Raw genomic sequence first — 20,564 nt, 5'->3', positions numbered from 1 at the left:
CGCCCTGGCCGATCACTGTGAACTCATCAAGAAGAGGATTCGATAATGGCTACTCCACAGGAAAACCTGCTCGACTGGTTGCGTGACGCCCACGCCATGGAGCAACAGGCCGAGCAGATGCTCAAGGCGCAATCCAAGCGCCTGGAACATTATCCGCAGCTCAAGGCGCGCATCGACCAGCACATCGAGGAAACCCTGGGCCAGCAGAAACTGATCGACGAATGCCTGCAACGTCTGGGCGGCGAGGCGTCGACCATGAAGGACCTGGGCGGCAAACTCATGGCCTTCGGTCAGGCAGTCGGCGGCACCTTGATGAGCGATGAAGTGATCAAGGGCGCCATGGCCGGATACGTTTTCGAGAACATGGAAATCGCCAGCTACACCGTGCTGATCGCCGCGGCGCAAGCGGCGGGCGATACCCAGACGCAAAAGGCCTGCGAGACGATTCTGCCGCAGGAAGTCGCCATGGCGCAGTGGTTGCTCGATCATCTGCCGCAACTCACCGAAGCGTTCCTGCAACGCTCGGCCGATCCCGACAAGGAAGCCAAGAAGTAACGTTGTACCCTGGCGTCCGTTCCTCCCGGGACGGACGCCGCCCCCTTTCTCAACGGCTGTCGCGCGGTTGCCGCTCGATAACCTCCGGTTGTAAATCGCCACAACGGTCCAGGTGATAGCGCTGCAAATCGCGGGCGAGAATCAAGCGGCCGTGATAGTGGGCCGCCGCTTCCTGACGAACGTCTTCAATCGACGGACTCAACGCCGGATTGGCCTGGTAGCGCGCACTGAAATGCGTCAACACCAGATTACGCACGCCCACGGTTTCGGCGAAGCCGGCAATCGCGGCGGCGCTGCTGTGCCCATAGCTGGCGCGGGTGCGGTCGATGGCCGCTTGCACGAACGTCGCTTCGTGCACCAGCACATCGGCGCCCACGGCCACTTCGGCAAGGCGTTCCGGCTGGTCGTTATCACCGCAGACAATGATCCGTCGCGCCGGCCGCGCACTGAGCAAATAGTGTTGCGCGCGCAACCAGCGCCCGGCGTATTCGACATCCTGACCATGGGCCAGTTGGCCCCAGAGCGGCCCGCGCTCGATCCCTTCGGCGGCCAGCCGCTGTACATCCAGACGTGGCTCGGGATCAGTTTCGGTGAAGACATACCCGTGGCACGGCACACGATGGGACAGCTCGACGGTGGTCACCTGCACGTTGCGATGGCGCCAGTCGCCGAGGGTCTCGACGGCGTGCAGGTGGATGTCGAACGGCAGGTGCGAGTGGGTGACGGCGAGGCTCAGCCGCAGCCACGGGTGCAGCGCGGTCGGCAGGATCACGTCCAGCGGCCGGGTACGCCCGGACATGCCGGCGCTGGCCAGCAAGCCCGGTAGACCGAGGCAGTGATCAGCATGCACATGGGTAATGAAAACGGCGCGCAACTCGCTCAGCGATAACGGCGTGCGCAGCACTTGATGCTGGGTGCCTTCCCCGCAATCGATCAGGTACCAGCCCCTGCCCGCGGCTTCGAGCAGGGCGGTGGCGCTGACGTTGCGCTGGCGTGTCGGAACGCCGGCAGAGGTGCCAAGAAACAACAAGTCCACGTGGGTTCTCCATGAAGGGATGCGGGTGATGCTTGCGCCAACAGCGGCGTGGCGGTGTTTCTGCAAGCGTCTGTCTGCCGTTCGACAACCCGGGCGCCTGTTCGGATCAACACAACATCCATTATCCGACGACGATGCAGGTCGCGGGGCGACCAGCGGTTTCGCCTGTAACGCCCGCAAGCGGCACTCCGGCCGCCGCTTGCGGTCACAACGACACGTGAGCGATATACAAGGAGATTGCCTTGCGCAAACAGCCAAAGCCGGTTCTGAACAGTGCCGATGTGGCCAGTCTTTCGCACAACAGAAAAGGCCTGTTCTTCGCGGCAGTGCAAGTCAGCCGCACGGCCATGATTGTCACCGATCCCGGGCAACCGGATAACCCCATCGTGTTTGCCAACGAGGCGTTCGCCGAGCTGACGGGCTTCGCCCAGGACGAGGTGGTGGGGCGCAATTGTCGCTTTCTGCAGGGTGAGCAAACCGACAGGGCGGTGTTGCAGCGGGTCCGGGAAGCCCTGGAAAACCAGCATGAAATCTGCGTCGAAGTGCTCAACTACCGCAAGGATGGCTCGACGTTCTGGAACGAATTGTTCATAACGCCGATATTCAACGAACACGGCAAACTGGTGTATTTCTTCGCGTCGCAACTGGACGTCAGCCGCCGCCGCGATGCCGAGAACGGCTTGCGCTACGTGCAGAGCATGGAAGCGCTGGGGCAACTGACGGGCGGCATCGCCCACGACTTCAACAACTTGCTGCAGGTCATGATCGGCTACATCGACTTGATCCAGCACACCGCCAAACGCCCGAGCGCCGACCCGCAACGCATTGTCATGGGCGCCGGCCACGCACGCGCCGCCGCTGAAAAGGCCCGGCTGCTGACGCAACACCTGCTGGCGTTTTCGCGCCGGCAACGACTCGAAGGCCGGGTAATCAACCTCAATGCCTTGCTCGAACGAGCAACCGTTGCCGGCCTGGACGCGCCCGAACTGGAGCCGCGTTTCGACTTTGCCGGCGACCTGTGGAACTGCCGCCTCGACCCGGCCCAGACCGAGATGGCGTTGAACCATTTGCTGTCGAATGCGCAGGACTCGTTGCACGGCCACAGCCAGCCATTGATCACGGTGCAGACCCGCAACGTCACGGTGTCGACGCCAGTGTACGACGAGCAAAATCCAGGCCTCGCCCCGGGGCGCTACGTCAGCATCGCAGTGATTGATAACGGCGTCGGGATCCCGCACGAGGATCTCGACAAGGTGATGACGCCGTTCTTTACCACCAAGGAAGAAGGCAGCGGTCGTGGCCTCGGCCTGTCGATGGTCTATGGTTTCGCCAAGCAATCCGGCGGGGTCGCGCGCATTGAGTCGACGCCGGGCGTGGGCACGGCGGTGCGGTTGTATTTCCCTGCCGATGACAGTCAGGTCTGGGTCGAAGATCAGATGCTCGACGGCGCAAGGCTGAGCGGCACCGAGCGCATCCTGATTGTCGAGGACCGCAAAGAGGTTGCGGAGCTGGCCGAAGTGATGCTTGCCGATTACGGCTATCGCAGCGTTATTGTCCACGACGCCGCCGAGGCGCTGGCACTGCTCCAAACCACGCGCTTCGATCTGGTGTTCAGCGATCTGGTCATGCCCGGGTCGATGAATGGCGCGGCCCTGGCCCGTGAAATCGATCGCTTGTACCCCGCGACGCGCATCCTGCTTACCTCAGGCTATTCGCAAGACTCGCTGGAGCGCAGCGAAGTTGGCGGCGAGGAGTTCGAGCTGATCGCCAAACCCTACCGTCCCGGTGAACTGGCGCGAAAAATTCGCGCGGTGCTCGACGCTCCGAACAAGCCCGGCTGAATTTTTGCCGTTGATCCGGCCCTAACTTCTGAGCGCTCGGGACAGGCCCGAGGCATCACGCAAGGAGTCAAGGCATGTCGCAGACCCCGACGGACCCGGCACGGGCCGCGCACCGTGCAGAGGAACACGAAGATACCCACGCGTTGTTGCAGCGCTTGCTGATGGCGCGCGGCCCCGGGGGCCAGGAAGACGAGGTGCGGGCGATCTGCCAGGCGCACCTGATGCGCTATTGCGACCAGACCTGGACCGATCCGGCCGGCAATGTCATCGGCCTGCTCAAGGGCCATCAGCCCGACCCGGAGTCCCGGCAGGCGGTGCGCATCATGGGGCACATGGACGAGATCGCCATGGTGGTCAAACGTGTCGAGCCTGATGGCACGTTGCGCGTGGTTGCGCTCGGCGGTGCGAACCCGGTGAACTTCGGTGTCTGTCCTGTCGATATCCTCGGTGACAACCAGACGCTTGCGGGCGTGTTGTCGTTTGGCTCGATGCACGCGACCACGGGTTCGCCGCAAGGCCAGGATGTCATGAGCGGCGCGGTGCAATGGAAGGACGTGCACGTCATCACCCGCAGCGATCCGCAGGCCTTGCACCGGATGGGCGTGCGCCCCGGCACGCGGGTGGTCCTGAGCCAGCATTGGCGCGTGCCGTTTCGTGTCGGTGATGCGCTTGCCGCGCACTTTCTCGATGACCGGGCGCCGGTGCTCGCCATGCTGCAAGCCGTCGCGCAATTGAGCCAGCGCCGTGAGCCGTTGCCGTTCGATGCGTTTTTTGTGTTCACCACCCTGGAAGAAGAGAGCAACGCCGGCGCGATGTACGCCGCCGCGCATTTACCGGGAGACACGACGATTGCCGTCGAAGTGGGCCCGGTCATGAGCGAGTACGGCACGCAGCTGAGCGTCGATCCGATCATCGATACCGGCGATCAGAAGGGCTATTACTCGCGAGAGGTGGTGATGGCGCTGGCCGATGCCGCCAGACGTTGCGGCTACGTGCCACAGTTCGCGTTACTGGTGGATTTCGCCTCCGACGCCAGTGCAGTCATGAGCGCCGGGATCAGCGCGCATGCCGGGTGCCTGGCGATACCGACGGAAAACACCCACGGTTTCGAGCTGGTGGTGGACGGCGCAATCGAGGCCTGCGCGGCGACGTTGGTGGCATATCTGACTTCGGTGCAAAGCGACGCGGCAGGTTAGGGCGGCGTGGTGCCTGATTCTGCGCTTTTGGTTGTCCGTGTATCGCTGATAACCGATCTGCAGTCCAGCGAGAGCAAAGTGGCAGAGCGTGCAGTGGAACGAGTATTGACCCGCGTTTGCAGGTAATCTTTCGCGTCATCGACAAAAACAAAACAGACAACAGGAGTCACTGATGCAACCGATTCGTCTCGGTCTGGTCGGCTACGGCAAGATTGCCCAGGATCAACACGTCCCCGCCATTCTCGCCAACCCGGCATTCCGCTTGGTGTCCGTCGCCACTCAAGGCCAGCCTTGCCCCGGGGTGGAGAATTTCCAGTCGCTGGGCGAATTGCTCGACAACGGCCCGGCAGTCGATGCGATCGCCTTCTGCACGCCACCGCAAGGACGCTTCGCGCTGGTCCGGCAAGCGCTGGCGGCGGGCAAGCACGTGCTGGTGGAAAAACCACCTTGCGCCACTCTCGGGGAGGCCATGGCCTTGGTCGATCAAGTTGCGCAGCAAGGTGTCAGCGGCCTGTTTGCCTGGCATTCGCGTTACGCGCCGGGCATCGCTGCTGCCCGTGACTGGCTCTCGACGCGCACCTTGCAAAGCGTACAGATCGACTGGAAGGAAGACGTGCGCAAATGGCACCCGGGCCAGGCCTGGATCTGGCAGCCCGGTGGGCTGGGCGTATTCGATCCGGGCATCAATGCCTTGTCGATTGCCACGCACCTGCTGGCGCTGCCGCTGTTCGTCGCTGCTGCCGAACTGCGCGTGCCGAGCAACTGCCAGTCGCCGATTGCCGCGTCGATCAAAATGTCCGACGCGCAACAACTGGACGTTCGGGCCGAGTTCGACTTCGACCACGGCCGCGACGAACTCTGGAGCATCGAGATTCGTTGCCTTGAAGGCGTCCTGCGCCTGGACAACGGTGGTGCGCTGTTGAGCATCGACGGGGTGCGTCAGACCGTCTCGGAAGAAGGCGAGTACGCGGCGGTGTACCGTCATTTCCAGCAACTGATCGGCGACAAGGCCAGCGATCTGGATCTGCAGCCGTTGCGCCTGGTGGCGGACAGTTTCTTTGTCGGCAGCCGCGAGCCGGTTGCGCCGTTTTACGACTGACAGGGTTGGGTAAAGGGCGGCGAGGGCGTAAACGCTTTCGCCGGCCACACCTGTTCGCTGGCCCTGCAAGCTTGAGCGCATTCGTCGCCGGGCACTGATTGAATTCGAACTCCGGCGCGGCAGGCGCCTCCATTCAAGTGAGGCGTTCGCGCTCCTCGCGCGAGACCGTAATCAGATCGGAGATTTCGACATGGACACTGATGAAAATGAAAACAGCGACGTGCCACTGCCGCCTGACGATGAGGCACCCGTCGACGAAGACATGGCGGATGTAGACGCGACCAATTCTGTGGCAACCGAACATCCAAAGCCTGAATGATCGCTCGCTGCGGACACTGGGCTTACCACTGCGGTGAATGAGCCGGTCTCTTCGTGAGCAGGCTCACTCCCACAGGGATTTTGGCGGGTGATCAGGTATGCGCCGCGCCGACGGACCTGGGGGCGCGGGCGGTCAGTTCGCCGGCCGCGGCTAGGGTGAAGGGTTTTCCCTGGCATACTGATGCAGTTCTGTCACCGACATCGTGAAGACCAGTTTCGACCGCCCGAGGTTGGCATACCCATGCGCCACGTCCGTCCGCGCTACCGCCGAACACCCAGGTCCGACAATCAGTTCAGCATCGCCCACCTTCAAATGCAGCGTGCCTTTCTCGACATGAAAAAGCTCTGTGGTGCCATGCGGATGCCCGGCTGAAGAGAACGACTCGCCGGGAAGCAGCTCCCAGCGCCACAGCTCAAGCATGTTCGGGCCGCTGGTGCCGGCGAGCAGTCGCGCCGATCCGCCCAGCTCACCGGTCCACAGCGTCGGAATATCCTGACTGTCGATCAGGTGCGCTGCCGGCGTATCGGCGACGTTGACGAAGTCCGCCACGGACAACCCCAGCGCCGCCGCGATTTTGCACAGGGTCGCGATGCTCGGATTGGCCGAGCCTTTCTCGATCTCGACCACCATGCCTTTGCTCACGCCGGAGCGCCGCGACAGTTCGTCGAGCGTGATGCTTTGTTGTTTGCGCGCCTGTTTGAGCGTACGGGAAACCGCGGCGCTGACGGTCTGGACGTCGGCGCCGGCCTCGGTCGATATATTGACTTTATTGGTCATTGATCGCTAGCATCTTTGCAAATTCAGGTATGAGGGGGATTCTGGGATGCTGTCTGTCGTGCCGTCAATCGATCCGGCTGTTGCGCAACTGGCGCCGGGGTTCAGAGCGCTGAGTATTGTCGTGCAGGCCGCGCCGATTACTCAGGCTTATGTGGCGGGTGAAGCCCTGGCCAAAGCCTGCCAGAGTGTCGCCACCGGTGGTCCGGCGTGGGCGCCTGCGCACTTGCAGGCCTGGGCCGATGTGTTCCGCCAGTTCGGCGCCAAGCCGCAGCGTACACCCTGTTCGGCCGAAGCGCTGCGCAAGCGTGTGCTACGTGACGGCAACTTGCCGAGCATCGATCCGGTGGTCGATTTGTACAACGCCATCAGCCTCGAGTACGCGATTCCCGTGGGTGGCGAGAACGCTGAAACTTACGTCGGCTCGCCGCGCCTGGTCGTCGCCGATGGCAGCGAGCCGTTCGATACGATGAAAGAAGGCCAGCCCGCGCATGAATTCCCGGACGCTGGCGAAGTGGTCTGGCGCGACGATCAGGGCGTGACCTGCCGGCGCTGGAACTGGCGCCAGGGCGTGCGAACCCGCCTCGATGCGCAGGCGCAGCAGATGTGGTTCATCCTCGAAAGCCTGCCGGCCATGCCGCTGGAAGCGCTGACCGAAGCCGGCGACAAGCTCATCGAAGGGTTGCAGCAGATGATGCCCGGCGCTGAAATCGAAAGCATGCTGATCGGGCCGGGGGCGCGTTAGGTCAAACGGCGTGCGAACCCGTTTCGTCAGCAGCAACGCGATTCCCTGTGGGTGCGGGCTTGCCCGCGAAGGCGGCGGCATATTCAACATGTTTGCTGACTGATCCGCCGCTTTCGCGAGCAAGCTCACTCCTACAATGGTCCGTGTTGACCATTGATTTGGTGGTGCCACAAAACCCCTGTGGGAGCGGGCTTGCCCGCGAAGGCGGCGGCACATCCAACATCTTTTTTGACTGACCCTCCGCTTTCGCGAGCAAGCCCGCTCCCACACTGGTCCGGGTTAATCAGTGATCTCGTTTGTGGGGCAGGATCCCTGTGGGAGCGGGCTTGCCCGCGAAGGCGGCGGCACGTCCAACATCTTTTTTGACTGACCCTCCGCTTTCGCGAGCAAGCCCGCTCCCACACTGGTCCGGGTGAATCAGTGATCTCGTTTGTGGAGCAGGATCCCTGTAGGAGCGGGCTTGCCCGCGAAGGCGGCGGCACATCCAACATCTTTGCTGACTGATCCACCGCTTTCGCGAGCAAGCCCGCTCCCACAATGGTCCGTGTTGACCATGATTTGGTGGTGCCACAAAACCCCTGTGGGAGCGGGCTTGCCCGCGGAGGCGGCGGCATATTCAACATCTTTATTGACTGACCCACCGCTTTCGCGAGCAAGCCCGCTCCCACAGATTGACTCCCGGCCTCAGTAAGGGCTAGCCGTCGGGCGCACGATCAGTTCGCTGACGTCGACGTCCGCCGGTTGTTCGACGGCGTAGGCAATCGCGCGGGCGATGGCTTCGGCGGGGATGGCGATCTTGCGGAAGGACTGCATTTCAGCGCGGCCGCTTTCGTCGGAAATGCTGTCGGCCAGTTCCGATTCGGTCACGCCCGGGGCGATGACGGTCACACGGATATCGCCGCCGACTTCCTGGCGCAAGCCTTCGGAAATGGCCCGGACCGCGTACTTGGTCGCGCAGTACACCGCAGCGGTGGGGCTGACCGCATAGGCACCGATCGAGGCGATGTTGATGATCTGCCCGGCGCGCTGGCGCTGCATCAACGGCAGGGTGGCGGCGATGCCATGGAGTACGCCACGGATGTTGACGTCGATCATGCGGTTCCACTCATCGACCTTCAGCGCGTCCAGCCGCGACAAGGGCATCACGCCAGCGTTGTTGACCAGCACATCGACGCGGCCGTAGTGCTCGACGGCATAATCGACAAAGCGCTGCACATCCTGCTGATCGGTGACATCCAGCGCCCGGAACTGCGCGTGGCCACCGGCGCTGTTGATCCCTTCGGCAATGACCGCCAGACGCTCGGTGCGCCGCGCGCCCAGCACGACTTTGGCGCCACGGCTGGCGAGCAGGCGCGCGGTGGCTTCGCCGATGCCGCTGCTGGCGCCGGTAATCACGATCACTTTGTCTTGAATGTTCAGCATGATGTCGTCCTCTTCAGTGTGCCCGGGAGTGGGCTTGAAAGAAGATTAAGCGGCCTGATTCATGCCTTATTAATCGATTCCTCCACGGCATTTGCCCAATTCTGCTGCATCGCTTTCAGGCACTGCGCGGTGCGTCGCGATAGACGCTGGGGGTAACGCCGACTTCGCGGCGGAACACTTGAGAGAAGTGGCTGGGGCTGGAATAGCCGACCTCCAGGCCAATGTCGATCACGCTGCGCGCAGTCTCTACCAACAGATGCCGAGCGCGGCCCATGCGCAGGCGGATGAAGTACTGCGAGGGCGATAGACCGGTGGCGCGTTTGAAGGTGCGGCTGAAATGGTAGTCGCTCAGCTCGGCGATGCCGGCTAAATGACTGAGGCTGAAATCCTCAGCCAGGTTCACGTTCATGGCTTCGATCACCCGGCGCAGTTTGTAGGCGGGCAGGGCGTTGTCGCGACGGGGGTTGCTGTCCGGGTCTAGATAATGACGCAGCAGATGGATCGCCAACGCCTGGGCCAGACTGTGCACCAACAGTGCGCTGGGCTGGCGCTGTTCGGTCAGCTCAATGCGCAGTTGATTGAGAATGAAACTGACCTGCTCGTCACGCGCGCCGGACACATCGACAAACGTCACCGCGCCGGCCTGCTCGCCGAACGCTTCACGGGCCGCTTGTTCGATCAGGCCCAGACCGAGGTAAAGGTGCATCACTTCGAAGGCTTCGCAGCCTTCGGTCTGCCAACGCATTTCATAGGGTTCGCGGGTATTGGTCAGGAAAAAATCGCCAGCCGTGACCCGGCTCGCCTGCCATTCGCCACCCAATGAACGTTCCTCGACCCGCGCGGTGCCGGCCAATACCAAAACCAGTAGCGGTTCGGCCACGCATGGCACGCGGATCGGCTCAAGCAAAGTCTGATGGCGGAACAACTGCACCACCGCATCCTTGATCTGCGGCCGGGGCGTGGTCGTTTCCGCGACACCGGGCAAGTGCGCCGGCATGGCTTCGGCAGCGATGCGTGCGGGTTGGCTGACTGTCGGCGCTGCAGGACTGGCAGAGGGCACAGGACGCTCCATGAAAAGCTTCGGCCGCGGATGATTTTTGAAGGTTAGGGCGGTTGAAAAACAAACGCCAGCGCAAAACTCCGACAGTCCCGGCAAGCACCCAAAAGCCCGGCACCGGGCATTGCGCGACAGTGAAGCCGTGTTGACGACAGCGCCGTATCGGCGCCACACCGATTCGCTATCGAGGAAAAAAACCATGACTGATATCAACCACACCCTGCCACAAGAAGTCGCCGGCAAAATTGCACTGGTCACTGGCGCGGCCAGTGGCATCGGCAAGGCGATTGCGCTGATGCTGCACACCCGCGGCGCCAAGGTGATCGCTGAAGACCGCAACCCGGCCGTCGAAGCACTGGCCCGTCCCGGTCTGGTACCGCTGGTGGCGGACATTACCGAAGATGGCGCCGCCGAACGCGCGGTGGGCCTGGCCGTCGAGCAGTTTGGGCGGCTGGATATTCTGGTCAACAACGCCGGGATCATCATCAACAAAGCGGTGATCGACATGAGCCGCGAGGACTGGGAAAAAATCCAGGCGGTCAACGCCACGGCAGCCTTCCTGCACTGCCGCGAAGCGGTCAAGGCGATGATCCCGAACAAGTCCGGTGCCATCGTCAATATCGCCTCCTATGCCTCGTACTTCGCGTTCCCGACCATTGCCGCCTACACCGCCTCGAAAGGTGCGCTGGCGCAATTGACCCGCACGCTGGCGCTGGAAGTCATCGAACACGGCATTCGTGTGAATGCCATCGGCGTCGGCGATGTGGTGACCAATATCCTCAATGACGTGGTCGAGGACGGCCCGGGATTCCTCGCGCAACACGGCGAGGCGGCGCCCATCGGTCGTGCCGCACAACCGGAGGAAATCGCCGAGATCGTGACTTTTCTCGCCTCCGAGCGTGCCAGTTTCATGGTCGGCTCGGTGGTCATGGCCGATGGTGGCATGACGGTGACGGCGGGCTGATCGCCGCGCAAAAAGCCTTGGGAGCGTGAAGTCGCGCTTCCGAGGCTCTTACGCAGAATCAGGCAAATCTGCAGCATCTTTGATCTAGCCGCCGCTTGGTAAAACTGGCTAATCTTCATCCGCAGTTGACCCACCATCGTCTGCTTTCGAGGCCCTTTTTATGGATAACCACGACGCTTCCATCCTCCACGACACGGCGGTGTATCGCGCCGAGCTGGTGCGCCTGCTGACCCAGCGTTTCGACGCGCCGGGCACCTACGAAACCGCAATTGCGCCGCTGCACGTGATCCGTCTCGATGGGCCGTCCGAGTTGATCCATGTCGTGCATCGTCCGGCGCTGTGCCTGATCGTGCAGGGGCGCAAGGAAGTCGGGCTGGGTGACGAACGCTTTCTGTACGACCCGCTGAATTATCTGGTGGTGTCGGTGACGTTGCCGGTGTCGGGCCGGGTGATCGAAGCCTCGCCCGAGGCGCCGTACTTTTGCGTACGGCTGGATTTCGATCCGGCGCAACTGACGCAACTGATTGCCGAATCGCCGCTGACCGGCATCCCGCAGGAAACCGGACGCGGGATGTTTCTCGACAAGATCGATGTAACCCTGCTCGACACCATGCTGCGTCTGGTGCGTCTGCTGGATAACCCGCGCGACATCGGCATGCTCGCGCCGATGGCGTTGCGCGAGCTGTATTACCGCCTGCTGCGCGGTCAGCATGGGCACTTGCTCTATGAAATCGCCGTCAGCGATTCACAGACCCATCGTGTCACACGGGCTATCGACTGGCTGAATAAACACTTCACCGAGCCGCTGCGCATCGACGCCTTGGCGCAGGTAGCCAGCCTGAGCAACTCGGCGCTGCACCATCGCTTCAAAGCCGTGACGGCCATGAGCCCGCTGCAGTATCAAAAACAGTTGCGTTTGCAGGAGGCGCGGCGGCTGATCATCAACGAAGGGCTGGACGTGTCCAGCGCCTGCTACCGCGTCGGCTACGAAAGTGCGTCGCAGTTCAGCCGCGAGTACAACCGCCAGTTCGGTTGCCCGCCGTCGAAGGAACTCAGCCGCCTGCGCCAGACCGGTTGACCACCGCTACGTTGAGGTGCGGATTCAGAACGTCGGTGTGTACTTCACGCTAAACATCACATTGCGCGGATCGCCGAAGTTGTTGTTGCCGTTAAGCTGGTTGTAAGCGGCGGTGTAGTAGCGCTTGTCAAACAGGTTGTTGGCGTTCAGTGCCAGGCCGATTTCTTCGCTCAACTGGTAGCCCAGACGAGCACTCCATACCGTGTAGCCGGCAACGTCATAGGTGTGTTCATAACCGAGCGTATGGCTCTGGGTGGTAAAACCCAGTCCTGTGCTGACACGGTCCCAGTTACCGCTCCATTGGTAATCGCCCCATACCCGCAACATATGCTTGGGCGTCCAGGTGCTGAAGACTTTGCCTTCGTTGGCCGGGTCGTCAAGGTACTGGGTGGTGTTGTAGGTGTAGCCGGCGAACAGTTGCAGGCCCGTCAACACTTCGCCGCTGATTTCCGCTTCGATGCCCTGGCTGCGCACCTTGCCGGCGGCGGTGGAGCAATACCAGCCGTCGCAGGCCATACCCGAGGCCAGGTCGTTGACCGCACGGTTTTCCTGGTCGTAACGGAACAACGCCAGCGAGGTGTTGACGCGGCCATCAAGCAATTCGCCTTTGAGACCCACTTCGTAGTTGCTGCCGACCACCGGTTTGAGCGTCTGGCCACCTGCATCGCGATTGGTCTGCGGTTCGAACACATCGGTGTAGCTGGCATATACCGCCCATTCGCGACTCAAGTCGTAGACGATGCCGGCGTAGGGCGTAACCACGCCGGTTTCCTTGGCGGTACTGTCAGGGGCGGGGGTGACGACATTGCTGAATGCCATCCGGGTTGCCGACTGATAGCTGAAGTCATATCCGCTGACCCGTGACCCGAGAACCAGCGTCAATGGCTCGATCGGTTTGACTCGCCAGCTGCCATACAGGCCTTTTTGCCTGATCTCGTACTGGCTCGGCGTGGCGCGGCCGCCCGGGGTATTGAGCAAGCCTTCATAGCTGATGGACGGGCGGTCGTGGTTAATGTCGAAGATCGTGTCAGTGGCGCTGTTATTGAAGGTTCGGGCGAATTTATCGTCGGAGGTGTATTTGGCGTAGTTGCCGCCAATCATGACTTCATGAGCCATGGACAGCGCTTCGAAGTGGCCGATGAGGTTCATGTCCAGACCGAGTTTGCTCGCGTCGAAATCCGTGACGAAGTCGGCGTATTGAATGCCGCTGCCGTCGGCCTTGAGGCCATTGCCGCTGGTTTGCAGCCGCTGGTTTCTGCCCTGGTTGGTTTCGCTCATGTGCACCGCGCCGGTCTTGAAGGTCCAGTCGTCGTTGAATCGGTGCTCCAGATCGGCATACAGCGTTGTCACCTCGATGTCTTGATGGTTCCAGCGTGCGCCGGTATAGGTCGAGCGTGGCACGTTCACAGGCTTGCCGTCGCTGTAGCGGGGCAGGCCGCGGATCATCGGGCGGGACTCGTTATCGGAATGGCTGACGGCCAGGCCAAGGGTCGTGTCGTCGCGCAGGTCCATATCGAGCGCGCCGTAGAGCGAATGGGTTTTGCTCCATTCGTAATCGATGAACGACTGGCTCTGGTCTTCGTCGGCGACGAAACGCCCGCGCACCGTGCCGCTCTGGTTCAGCGGCCCGCCCGCATCCAGTTGCAGGCCGTAATGGTCCCACGAACCGGCCTTGGCGGTGACGGTCACGGTCGGTGCGTTTTGCCCGCGCTTGCGCACCAGATTGATTGCGCCGCCCGGGCTGCCGGCGCCCTGCAACAGGCCTGAGGCGCCGCGCAGCACTTCCATGCGGTCGAAAAAAATCAGGTCCTGGGTCGCCCAATTGCCCAAGGCATAAGTGTTGCGCGGGATCGGCACGCCGTCGTATTGCCAGTCATCGATCTGAAAGCCGCGCGAGGTGAGGATCATGCCTTGGCCGACACCCTGAACGCCGACCAGGCCGGTGGTCTTGTTGGCCGCGTCTTTGAGATCGGTGAGGTCCTGATCGTCCATTTGCTTGCGGGTCATCACCGTGACCGATTGCGGAATTTCCTTGAGCGTGTGTGTGCCTTTGCCGAGGGTCACGGCCCGTGCGGCGTACGAGCCGGAGTGTTCGGTGGTGGCGTCGTAGCTGCGTTCGACGATAGTCGTCGCACCCAATTGCAGCACATCGCTGGCGGCCACCGGTTCGACGCTGAAGTTACCGTGCCCGGTGATGCGCAGTTGCAGGCCGCTACCTGCCAGCGCCTGTTCCAGCGCCTGCTGCGCCGGCATCCGGCCAATCACCGCGGGCGCTTGCTTGCCTTGTACCAGCACAGGCTCCAGCGAAATGATCTGCCCGCTCTGGGCGGCAATCGCATTGAGCGTGCGCGCGAGCGGGCCGGCCGGCAGGTTGAAACTCAGCTCCTGGGCCTGTACAGGGCTCACTAGAGCAGCGAGGGCGACGGATACGCAGAGGGAACGGGGCCACGTGTTGAGCACAACAATCTCCTGATTATGTGGAAGTGTCAGGAGATAGGTGCGATGAGAAATGAAAACCGGACACGAACAGGAATGATTTTCATCAAAACGTTATTTCCGGTCACTTTTTGCTGATCAACGTCAGCCAGGGCCCGTAGTGATCGACACGAATCGGCAGGGTTTCGGTCAAGGCGACAAACGACCGGTCGGCGTCGTCCAGCGGGAACACACCTTGTACGCGTAACCCGCGAATCTCCGGTGCCACACGCACGAGACCGCGACGGTAGGGGCGCAAGGCATCGACCACCTGCTCGAGGGATTCGTCCAGCACACTCAATCGCCCGTTCAACCATTCGACACGGTTGCGCTGATCATCGCCCGCCAGTTTGAGACTGCCGGGGTAGAGCAGCGCTGCCTGGCCCTCTTTGACTACCTGCGTGGTGCCGTCGAAGAGCCGCGCCTGGACCGAATGCTGCAAGACCACCAAGCGACTGGCGTCGGCCTCCTGCGCAACCAGAAAGCGCGTGCCCAGTGCGCGCATTTCGCCTTGGGCGGTGCGCACGATCAGCGGCCTTTGCGGATCGGGTGCGACATCGATCACCAGTTCGCCATGGCGCAAAATGACCAGTCGCTGTCTGTCGTCGAAACGCAGGTCCACAGCACTTTGAGCGTTCAGGCTCAGGTGACTGCCGTCTGCCAGATCGAAGGTCTGACGCTGGCCGCGTCCGGTGTGCAAGTCAGCGAGCAGCGACTCGCCGAATCGACTGCGGGCACCGAGCCACAGACCGCCGCCGGCCAAACCCAGCCCGGCGAACACGCGCAAGACGTCGCGCCGCGAAGTGTGCGGTTGCAATAAGACGTGTCGGGCTTCGCTGGCCTGTCCAGGCAAGCGCCGATCCAGCGCGCGCACGGTGCTTAATGATGGGCCAAGCCGCTCCTGCAGGTTTTTCCAGGCCTGGCCGTGAGCCTCGTTCAGTGCCAGCCAGGCGTCGAAGCGTGCCTGTAGCGCGGCATCCGGTGTGCCGGCGTTGAGCTTGACCATCCAGTCCAGGGCTTGCTCAATCACCGGGTCCAGGCGCGGCTTGCTCATGGTTGCACGTCGCTCAGGTAGCACTGGCGCAGGGCCTGTTTCATATAGCGGCTGACGGTACGCTCCGACAGTCCGAGTTTCTGCGCAATCGCGACGTAACTCATACCGTCCAGTTGGCTATAGAGGAACGTTGCTTTGACCAACCTCGGCAATCCGTCGAGCGCGCGGTCGATGGCGACCAGTGCTTCCATCAGTTGCAGTTGTTCTTCCGGGGAGGGCGCGAGTGCCTCGGGCAGGGCGGACAGGCGCTCGAGGTAAGCCAGTTGCAGTTTGCGCCGCCGGTGACGATCGAAGATCAACCGGCGCGCGATGGTCGACAGGTAAGCGCGCGGTTGCGCAATGGTGTCGGGATCGACCCGCGCGGCCAGCAATTGGCAAAAGGTATCGGCGGCGGTGTCCTCGGCGTCGGCACGATTGCCCAGATGCCGGTTGATGTGCTGAAGCAACCAGCGATGATGATCGCTGAAGAAGAAACCCAGCTTGCTGGACGGAGAAGATGGCACTGGCGGGCTTTCCAGATGTTAGTGAGAATCCGTCTCAATACTACCGGGGAGCCACGCAACGGCGCAATCAGTCTGTCGCCGGACGGGTCGTTATCCTCGGCGTCCCGCCCATTCGTCGCGAAATCCCAACAGAAAATCGACAAACGCCCGCACCCGCTGCGGCACATAGCGGCCGTGCGGGTAGAGCAAGGTATACGGCCGCGAACGCCCGGCGTACGGCTGCAGCACTTCAACCAGCCGACCATCGGCCAGTTCCTGCTCGACGATAAACCGGTAAGTTTGAAAAAGCCCAGCGCCGTGTTTGGCCAGGGTGACGCCGCCGAGCACATCGTCGGAGCAGGAATAACCACCGTCCGAAACCACTTCACGATCCCGACCGTTTTCCTGAAACAGCCAGGAAATCCGCCGGCCACTGCTGGGCAATTCGAACTGGATGCACTCATGCGCGATGAGCTCGTCGAGGGTCTGCGGGGTGCCGGCCTTTTGCAAATACCCGGGGGAGGCGACCACCACCAGGCTGGCGTCTTCCAGTAGCCGCGCGATCAGGGTCGAGTCTGGTTGTGCGCGGACGCGGATCGCCAGGTCATAGCCTTCTTCGACGAAGTCGATATTGCGATTGCCCAAGTGCACGTCGACCGTGACCTCTGGGTACAACGCACGAAATGTCGGCAGCAGCGGCAGGATGCGGTGATGGCCGTAAGTGGTCGGCAGGCTGATGCGCAATCGCCCTGACGGCGAGGTTTGTGCGCCCATGACTTCCTGCTGGGCTTCGACCAGTTGGGTCAGGGCTTGGCTGCATTGCTCGAAGAAGGTGCGGCCGGCGTCGGTCAAGCGAATGCTGCGGGTGGTTCGGGCAAACAATCGCGAACCCAGGCGTTGCTCCAGACGCAAGATCGACCGACTCACCGCCGCAGGCGTGACCCCGGCCAGTTGCGCAGCGGCGGTGAAGCTGCCAGCTTCGGCGGCCAGGCAAAACAGTTCGATACTGCCTAACTGCAAGTCTTCAAAATGGCGTTTCATTGCGGCTCGCACCAAGGATCGACGGACGTTCATCCTCTGTGTACCACAACGAACGATACCGCCGGTACACACCGGCGGTATGGCAGGGTTTTGATCAATGACCGGCGCTCTGGCCGCCATCGACGTGGAGGATCTCGCCAGTGACGAAATTCGCGCTATCCAGATAGAGAATCGCTTGCACGATATCGTCGATTTCACCCATGTGCCCGACCGGGTGCAGGCTGCCCAGCGCCTGATGGGTTTCCTCGGCATGCATCGGCGTTTTGATGATGCCCGGTGACACCGCGTTGACCCGAATACCGCGCTTGGCGTACTCGATGGCCAGGGATTTGGTCGCCGCGTTGATGCCGCCCTTGGTCAGCGAGGCGAGTACCGACGGCACGCCATCAATTGCATGGTCGACCAGGCTGGTGGTCACGCTGACGATGTGGCCGCTGCCGTGCTTTTCCATCTCGCCGACGGCCAATTGCGAGATGTAGAAAAAGCCGCTCATGTTGATTGCCACGACCTGTGCATAGTCCGCTTGGCTGTAGGCGGTAAATGGCTTGGCCAGAAAAATCCCGGCATTGTTGATCAGCGTATCGACGCGACCGAAGCGGGCCACGGCGGCGCGAATCACCCGCTCGGCGGTTTGGGGATCGGCGATGTCACCGGCGACGGTCAGAACGTCCGGGTCACTCGATTCTTTGATCGAACGCGAGGTTGCGACCACTTGATGGCCGAGAGCGCGAAATGCTGCAACCAGACCTGCACCAATGCCTTGCGAGGCGCCGGTGATGACAACAACTTTTTTGGATGTGCTCATGATGGTTTCCTCAAGGATATAAAGGGTTAAAGGCCGGCCAAGTTTTTGCGGTATTGCGTGGTGGTCATGCCGGCATAACCCCAGTTATCGGTGTCCACTTCGTCGATGACGATGTGCGTGAGCTTCGGGTCCTTGTTGAGCACGCGCTCCAGGGTCTCGGTGAATTCCTTGATCACCTGGGCTTTCTGTTCGGCGGTGACGCCGTCGCGGGTGATGCGTACGTTGATGAAAGGCATGGGAAGTCGCTCCAATCGCTGACCCGTCGGGATGGCGGGTGGCTGTTGGAGTGAACTTTAGGAAGTTGCGAGGAGTTGATAAATGGGGGCGGAGGTACATCATTTGTACTGTGGTGTATCTAATGGGCTGCACCCCCAAGCCTGCCTTTGTAGGAGTGAGCTTGCTCGCGAAAGGGCCGGCACATCCAACATCGATGTCGCCTGACACTCCGCCTTCGCGGGCAAGCCCGCTCCCACAGGGTTTTGCATTCACTCGCATATCTGCGTCTCAGCGCAGATCCACTGTGGGAGAGGGCTTGCTCGCGAAAGGGCCGGCACATCCAACATCGATGTCGCCTGACACTCCGCCTTCGCGGGCAAGCCCGCTCCCACAGGGTTTTGCATTCATTCACACATCTGCCATTCAGTGCAGATCCACTGTGGGAGCGAGCCTGCTCGCGAAAGGGCCGGCACATCCAGCATCAGTGTCGTCTGACACTCCGCCTTCGCGCGCAGGCTCACTCCTACAAGAGGCAATTTTCGATTGTCCTGTTTGAGTGGACGGTGTAACGCTTTTCAGCCGATTTATCCCTTTGCTGTGCGTCAGTAATCTGTACCCAACTTGAACGCAACAACAACTTCAGACAATCAAAAAGGGATGCACACCATGACCACTCCAACCTACAACCGCCTGAACAAAGACGACGCAATCGTGCTGCTGGTTGACCACCAGACCGGTCTGATCTCGCTGGTGCAGGACTTCTCGCCGAACGAGTTCAAGAACAACGTGCTGGCGCTGGCCGACCTGGCGAAGTTCTTCGACCTGCCGACCATCCTCACCACCAGCTTCGAACAAGGCCCGAATGGCCCGCTGGTGCCAGAGTTGAAAGAGATGTTCCCGGACGCGCCGTACATCGCTCGCCCTGGTCAGATCAACGCTTGGGACAACGAAGATTTCGTCAAGGCGATCAAGGCTACCGGTCGCAAGCAAATCATCATTGCCGGTGTCGTGACGGATGTGTGTGTAGCGTTCCCGACCCTGTCGGCGCTGGCGGAAGGCTTTGATGTGTTCGTGGTCACCGATGCCTCCGGCACCTTCAACACCACCGTGCAGCAAGCCGCGTGGAGCCGTATGACTCAGGCCGGTGCACAGATGATGAATTGGTTCTCGGTGGCCTGTGAGCTGCACCGCGACTGGCGCAACGACATCGAAGGGCTGGGCAACCTGCTGTCGCAGCGGATCCCCAACTATCGCAACCTGATGAACAGCTACTCGGCGCTGACGCAGCAGAAGTAACTTCACCAGCAACGCAAAAGCTTGCTTTTAACAGCAGGCTTTTTGCGTTTTCACTCGATTGGCTGCGTTCTGTAGGTTTTATACAACCGCTGGATTTCGGGATTGTCGAGGTTGGCGTAAATGATCCCTTCCTTATCCAAGCCGTCCAGCCCCTTAATACCGCCAATGACTTCAGGCCAATCCTCACGGCTGGAGATGTCTACGACATAAGGCTTCAAATAACTATCCAAATGGCCTCTGAAGGGATCGCGGATTTCGTCGCTGAGCGCCCGTAAATAAGCATCTTTGTTGGTCTTCGACCAATCGATGGCAAACTTGCCTCGATAGCACAGTTCCATGTAAACGAGCAGAATCGTCCGTCCGTTTCCATCCAGAAACGGATGAGCAGAAGCCAATTGGCCCATCACCTCGCCAGGTCGGTCTCGAAAGCGTTTTTTGTTCGCGGCGAGCTCAAGCGCATACTCGATAGACCTTTTAATCAGTTCAGGTCGTTCGAAGGGCGTGTGATGCGGATCGTCTTGCGATCCTTTGAAAACCGCCAAATGGGGAACCAGTACATTCCTGTCTTTGCCTGCCCAAGGGTAGAAGCCGGAAAAAAGGATCTCGTGGGTTTTAAGTACCGCTTTGTAGTCAATAGGTCTTTTTTTTGCCAGATACGCAAGGACTTCTTCGATACTGGCCTCGAAAGCCAGATGTTCCGATTCCTTGACTTCAACAGGGTCTTTCAACTGAAGCGAGTTGCGAAGGTAACCCTCAGTTGCGAAATCGCCGAAGGGGTCGAACGTCATGCGCGAAGTTGCTCTTTCGAACGCCTCTTTTCTTGAAGGTAACGTCCCTGCAGGGTCATGATTTCTGCCTTGTTCAATACACCCTTTCTTTTCAGATTGACGAGCAGTTGCTCGACACTGTCGAGTTCTACCGCATCGCCGGCTAGCCGCGTAATGGTCAATGCCATACGACTCAGTCCGTCACGCTCGGCGCCGACCTTGTGCTTTTTTGCAAGCTTGCGAACTTCGCTCGCAACGCTGTCAGTGGTTGATTCGGCCATTTTTAACCCCTCTTTTTCTCCATCGGAGCATAGCATGGCGTCGTTCCGGCGGAGAAACCGT

At 61.1% G+C, this 20,564-nt stretch carries 21 protein-coding genes; 9 read left to right on the top strand and 12 right to left on the bottom strand.

The features are described 5' to 3' along the window. Positions 1–45: 45 nt before the first annotated feature. Positions 46–555 (top strand): ferritin-like domain-containing protein, encoded by a 510-nt coding sequence (locus HU755_RS11745; RefSeq protein WP_186547933.1) that lies wholly within the window; start codon positions 46–48, stop codon positions 553–555. 49 nt (positions 556–604) lie between these two features. On the opposite strand, the gene HU755_RS11740 is transcribed toward HU755_RS11745, so the two are convergent. Next, positions 605–1,591 (bottom strand): ribonuclease Z, encoded by a 987-nt coding sequence (locus tag HU755_RS11740; protein ID WP_186632690.1) that lies wholly within the window; start codon positions 1,589–1,591, stop codon positions 605–607. Between the two features lie 242 nt (positions 1,592–1,833). On the opposite strand from HU755_RS11740, the gene HU755_RS11735 reads away from it, so the two are divergent. The 4 genes from HU755_RS11735 (at position 1,834) to HU755_RS27685 (ending at position 6,046) form a co-directional block, all read left to right on the top strand. After that, positions 1,834–3,432 (top strand): histidine kinase famiy protein, encoded by a 1,599-nt coding sequence (locus HU755_RS11735; protein WP_186632687.1) that lies wholly within the window; start codon positions 1,834–1,836, stop codon positions 3,430–3,432. Between the two features lie 161 nt (positions 3,433–3,593). Further along, positions 3,594–4,628 (top strand): M42 family peptidase, encoded by a 1,035-nt coding sequence (locus tag HU755_RS11730; protein ID WP_238349984.1) that lies wholly within the window; start codon positions 3,594–3,596, stop codon positions 4,626–4,628. A gap of 172 nt (positions 4,629–4,800) precedes the next feature. Beyond that, positions 4,801–5,727: a Gfo/Idh/MocA family protein gene (locus HU755_RS11725; protein WP_186632681.1), complete on the top strand. Its 927-nt coding sequence runs from the start codon at positions 4,801–4,803 to the stop codon at positions 5,725–5,727. A 190-nt stretch (positions 5,728–5,917) separates the two neighbouring features. Next, positions 5,918–6,046, top strand: coding sequence for a hypothetical protein (locus HU755_RS27685; RefSeq protein WP_264082156.1), 129 nt, complete (start codon positions 5,918–5,920; stop codon positions 6,044–6,046). 150 nt (positions 6,047–6,196) lie between these two features. On the opposite strand, the gene HU755_RS11720 is transcribed toward HU755_RS27685, so the two are convergent. Continuing rightward, entirely contained in the window at positions 6,197–6,823 is a 627-nt protein-coding gene (locus tag HU755_RS11720; protein ID WP_186632678.1) for a helix-turn-helix domain-containing protein, read from the bottom strand. 46 nt (positions 6,824–6,869) lie between these two features. On the opposite strand from HU755_RS11720, the gene HU755_RS11715 reads away from it, so the two are divergent. Beyond that, a complete protein-coding gene (locus tag HU755_RS11715; RefSeq protein ID WP_186632675.1) occupies positions 6,870–7,565 on the top strand; it encodes a B3/4 domain-containing protein in 696 nt (231 codons plus the stop codon). A 684-nt stretch (positions 7,566–8,249) separates the two neighbouring features. Here HU755_RS11715 and HU755_RS11710 read toward each other — a convergent pair. Together HU755_RS11710 and HU755_RS11705 are read right to left on the bottom strand one after the other, a co-directional pair. Then, on the bottom strand, positions 8,250–8,987 hold the full coding sequence (locus HU755_RS11710) for an SDR family oxidoreductase (protein WP_186632672.1): 738 nt from the start codon (positions 8,985–8,987) through the stop codon (positions 8,250–8,252). Positions 8,988–9,102: 115 nt separating this feature from the next. Then, positions 9,103–9,984, bottom strand: coding sequence for a helix-turn-helix domain-containing protein (locus HU755_RS11705; protein WP_186632994.1), 882 nt, complete (start codon positions 9,982–9,984; stop codon positions 9,103–9,105). A gap of 259 nt (positions 9,985–10,243) precedes the next feature. Here HU755_RS11705 and HU755_RS11700 point away from each other — a divergent pair, with 259 nt between their 5' ends. Both HU755_RS11700 and HU755_RS11695 read left to right on the top strand, forming a co-directional pair. Further along, positions 10,244–11,008, top strand: a complete 765-nt coding sequence (locus tag HU755_RS11700) for an SDR family NAD(P)-dependent oxidoreductase (RefSeq protein WP_186547916.1) — start codon at positions 10,244–10,246, stop codon at positions 11,006–11,008. A 160-nt stretch (positions 11,009–11,168) separates the two neighbouring features. Then, on the top strand, positions 11,169–12,086 hold the full coding sequence (locus HU755_RS11695; protein ID WP_186547914.1) for an AraC family transcriptional regulator: 918 nt from the start codon (positions 11,169–11,171) through the stop codon (positions 12,084–12,086). Positions 12,087–12,110: 24 nt separating this feature from the next. Here HU755_RS11695 and HU755_RS11690 read toward each other — a convergent pair whose 3' ends face one another. The 6 genes from HU755_RS11690 to HU755_RS11665 form a co-directional block, all read right to left on the bottom strand. Further along, on the bottom strand, positions 12,111–14,546 hold the full coding sequence (locus HU755_RS11690) for a TonB-dependent siderophore receptor (RefSeq protein WP_186632669.1): 2,436 nt from the start codon (positions 14,544–14,546) through the stop codon (positions 12,111–12,113). A 100-nt stretch (positions 14,547–14,646) separates the two neighbouring features. Beyond that, a complete protein-coding gene (locus HU755_RS11685; protein WP_186632666.1) occupies positions 14,647–15,615 on the bottom strand; it encodes a FecR domain-containing protein in 969 nt (322 codons plus the stop codon). Further along, positions 15,612–16,118 carry a sigma-70 family RNA polymerase sigma factor gene (locus HU755_RS11680; RefSeq protein WP_186547908.1) on the bottom strand — a complete coding sequence of 169 codons (507 nt, stop codon included), beginning with the start codon at positions 16,116–16,118 and terminating at the stop codon, positions 15,612–15,614. Before HU755_RS11680 ends, HU755_RS11685 begins: the two co-directional genes overlap by 4 nt. A gap of 90 nt (positions 16,119–16,208) precedes the next feature. Then, positions 16,209–17,138, bottom strand: coding sequence for a LysR family transcriptional regulator (locus HU755_RS11675; RefSeq protein WP_186632663.1), 930 nt, complete (start codon positions 17,136–17,138; stop codon positions 16,209–16,211). A 94-nt stretch (positions 17,139–17,232) separates the two neighbouring features. Next, positions 17,233–17,943 carry an SDR family NAD(P)-dependent oxidoreductase gene (locus tag HU755_RS11670; protein WP_186547904.1) on the bottom strand — a complete coding sequence of 237 codons (711 nt, stop codon included), beginning with the start codon at positions 17,941–17,943 and terminating at the stop codon, positions 17,233–17,235. A 26-nt stretch (positions 17,944–17,969) separates the two neighbouring features. Further along, positions 17,970–18,179, bottom strand: coding sequence for a 4-oxalocrotonate tautomerase family protein (locus HU755_RS11665; protein WP_186632660.1), 210 nt, complete (start codon positions 18,177–18,179; stop codon positions 17,970–17,972). A 646-nt stretch (positions 18,180–18,825) separates the two neighbouring features. Here HU755_RS11665 and ycaC point away from each other — a divergent pair. Next, the gene (gene ycaC, locus HU755_RS11660; protein WP_016774235.1) at positions 18,826–19,455 is read left to right on the top strand and encodes an isochorismate family cysteine hydrolase YcaC; all 630 of its coding nucleotides are present in this window, start codon (positions 18,826–18,828) and stop codon (positions 19,453–19,455) included. Positions 19,456–19,505: 50 nt separating this feature from the next. Here the strand turns inward: ycaC and HU755_RS11655 are convergent, their stop codons facing one another. Beyond that, complete coding sequence (locus HU755_RS11655) at positions 19,506–20,243, bottom strand: Fic family protein (RefSeq protein WP_186547899.1); 738 nt, start codon at positions 20,241–20,243, stop codon at positions 19,506–19,508. Next, entirely contained in the window at positions 20,240–20,503 is a 264-nt protein-coding gene (locus HU755_RS11650; protein WP_186632657.1) for a hypothetical protein, read from the bottom strand. Before HU755_RS11650 ends, HU755_RS11655 begins: the two co-directional genes overlap by 4 nt. Positions 20,504–20,564: the final 61 nt, after the last annotated feature.

This window comes from Pseudomonas sp. SWRI111 (assembly GCF_014268555.1).
GTDB classification, from domain to species: Bacteria; Pseudomonadota; Gammaproteobacteria; order Pseudomonadales; family Pseudomonadaceae; genus Aquipseudomonas; species Aquipseudomonas hamedanensis.
This window is presented reverse-complemented; position numbering and strand designations above follow the sequence as displayed.

Coding starts and splice junctions, on each gene's coding strand:
- HU755_RS11745 (WP_186547933.1), top strand. CDS start 46: ATGGCTACTCCACAGGAAAACCTGCTCGACTGGTTGCGTGACGCCCAC.
- HU755_RS11730 (WP_238349984.1), top strand. CDS start 3,594: ATGGCGCGCGGCCCCGGGGGCCAGGAAGACGAGGTGCGGGCGATCTGC.
- HU755_RS11725 (WP_186632681.1), top strand. CDS start 4,801: ATGCAACCGATTCGTCTCGGTCTGGTCGGCTACGGCAAGATTGCCCAG.
- HU755_RS27685 (WP_264082156.1), top strand. CDS start 5,918: ATGGACACTGATGAAAATGAAAACAGCGACGTGCCACTGCCGCCTGAC.
- HU755_RS11720 (WP_186632678.1), bottom strand. CDS start 6,823: ATGACCAATAAAGTCAATATATCGACCGAGGCCGGCGCCGACGTCCAG.
- HU755_RS11715 (WP_186632675.1), top strand. CDS start 6,870: ATGCTGTCTGTCGTGCCGTCAATCGATCCGGCTGTTGCGCAACTGGCG.
- HU755_RS11710 (WP_186632672.1), bottom strand. CDS start 8,987: ATGCTGAACATTCAAGACAAAGTGATCGTGATTACCGGCGCCAGCAGC.
- HU755_RS11705 (WP_186632994.1), bottom strand. CDS start 9,984: ATGCCGGCGCACTTGCCCGGTGTCGCGGAAACGACCACGCCCCGGCCG.
- HU755_RS11700 (WP_186547916.1), top strand. CDS start 10,244: ATGACTGATATCAACCACACCCTGCCACAAGAAGTCGCCGGCAAAATT.
- HU755_RS11695 (WP_186547914.1), top strand. CDS start 11,169: ATGGATAACCACGACGCTTCCATCCTCCACGACACGGCGGTGTATCGC.
- HU755_RS11685 (WP_186632666.1), bottom strand. CDS start 15,615: ATGAGCAAGCCGCGCCTGGACCCGGTGATTGAGCAAGCCCTGGACTGG.
- HU755_RS11675 (WP_186632663.1), bottom strand. CDS start 17,138: ATGAAACGCCATTTTGAAGACTTGCAGTTAGGCAGTATCGAACTGTTT.
- HU755_RS11670 (WP_186547904.1), bottom strand. CDS start 17,943: ATGAGCACATCCAAAAAAGTTGTTGTCATCACCGGCGCCTCGCAAGGC.
- HU755_RS11665 (WP_186632660.1), bottom strand. CDS start 18,179: ATGCCTTTCATCAACGTACGCATCACCCGCGACGGCGTCACCGCCGAA.
- ycaC (WP_016774235.1), top strand. CDS start 18,826: ATGACCACTCCAACCTACAACCGCCTGAACAAAGACGACGCAATCGTG.
- HU755_RS11655 (WP_186547899.1), bottom strand. CDS start 20,243: ATGACGTTCGACCCCTTCGGCGATTTCGCAACTGAGGGTTACCTTCGC.
- HU755_RS11650 (WP_186632657.1), bottom strand. CDS start 20,503: ATGGCCGAATCAACCACTGACAGCGTTGCGAGCGAAGTTCGCAAGCTT.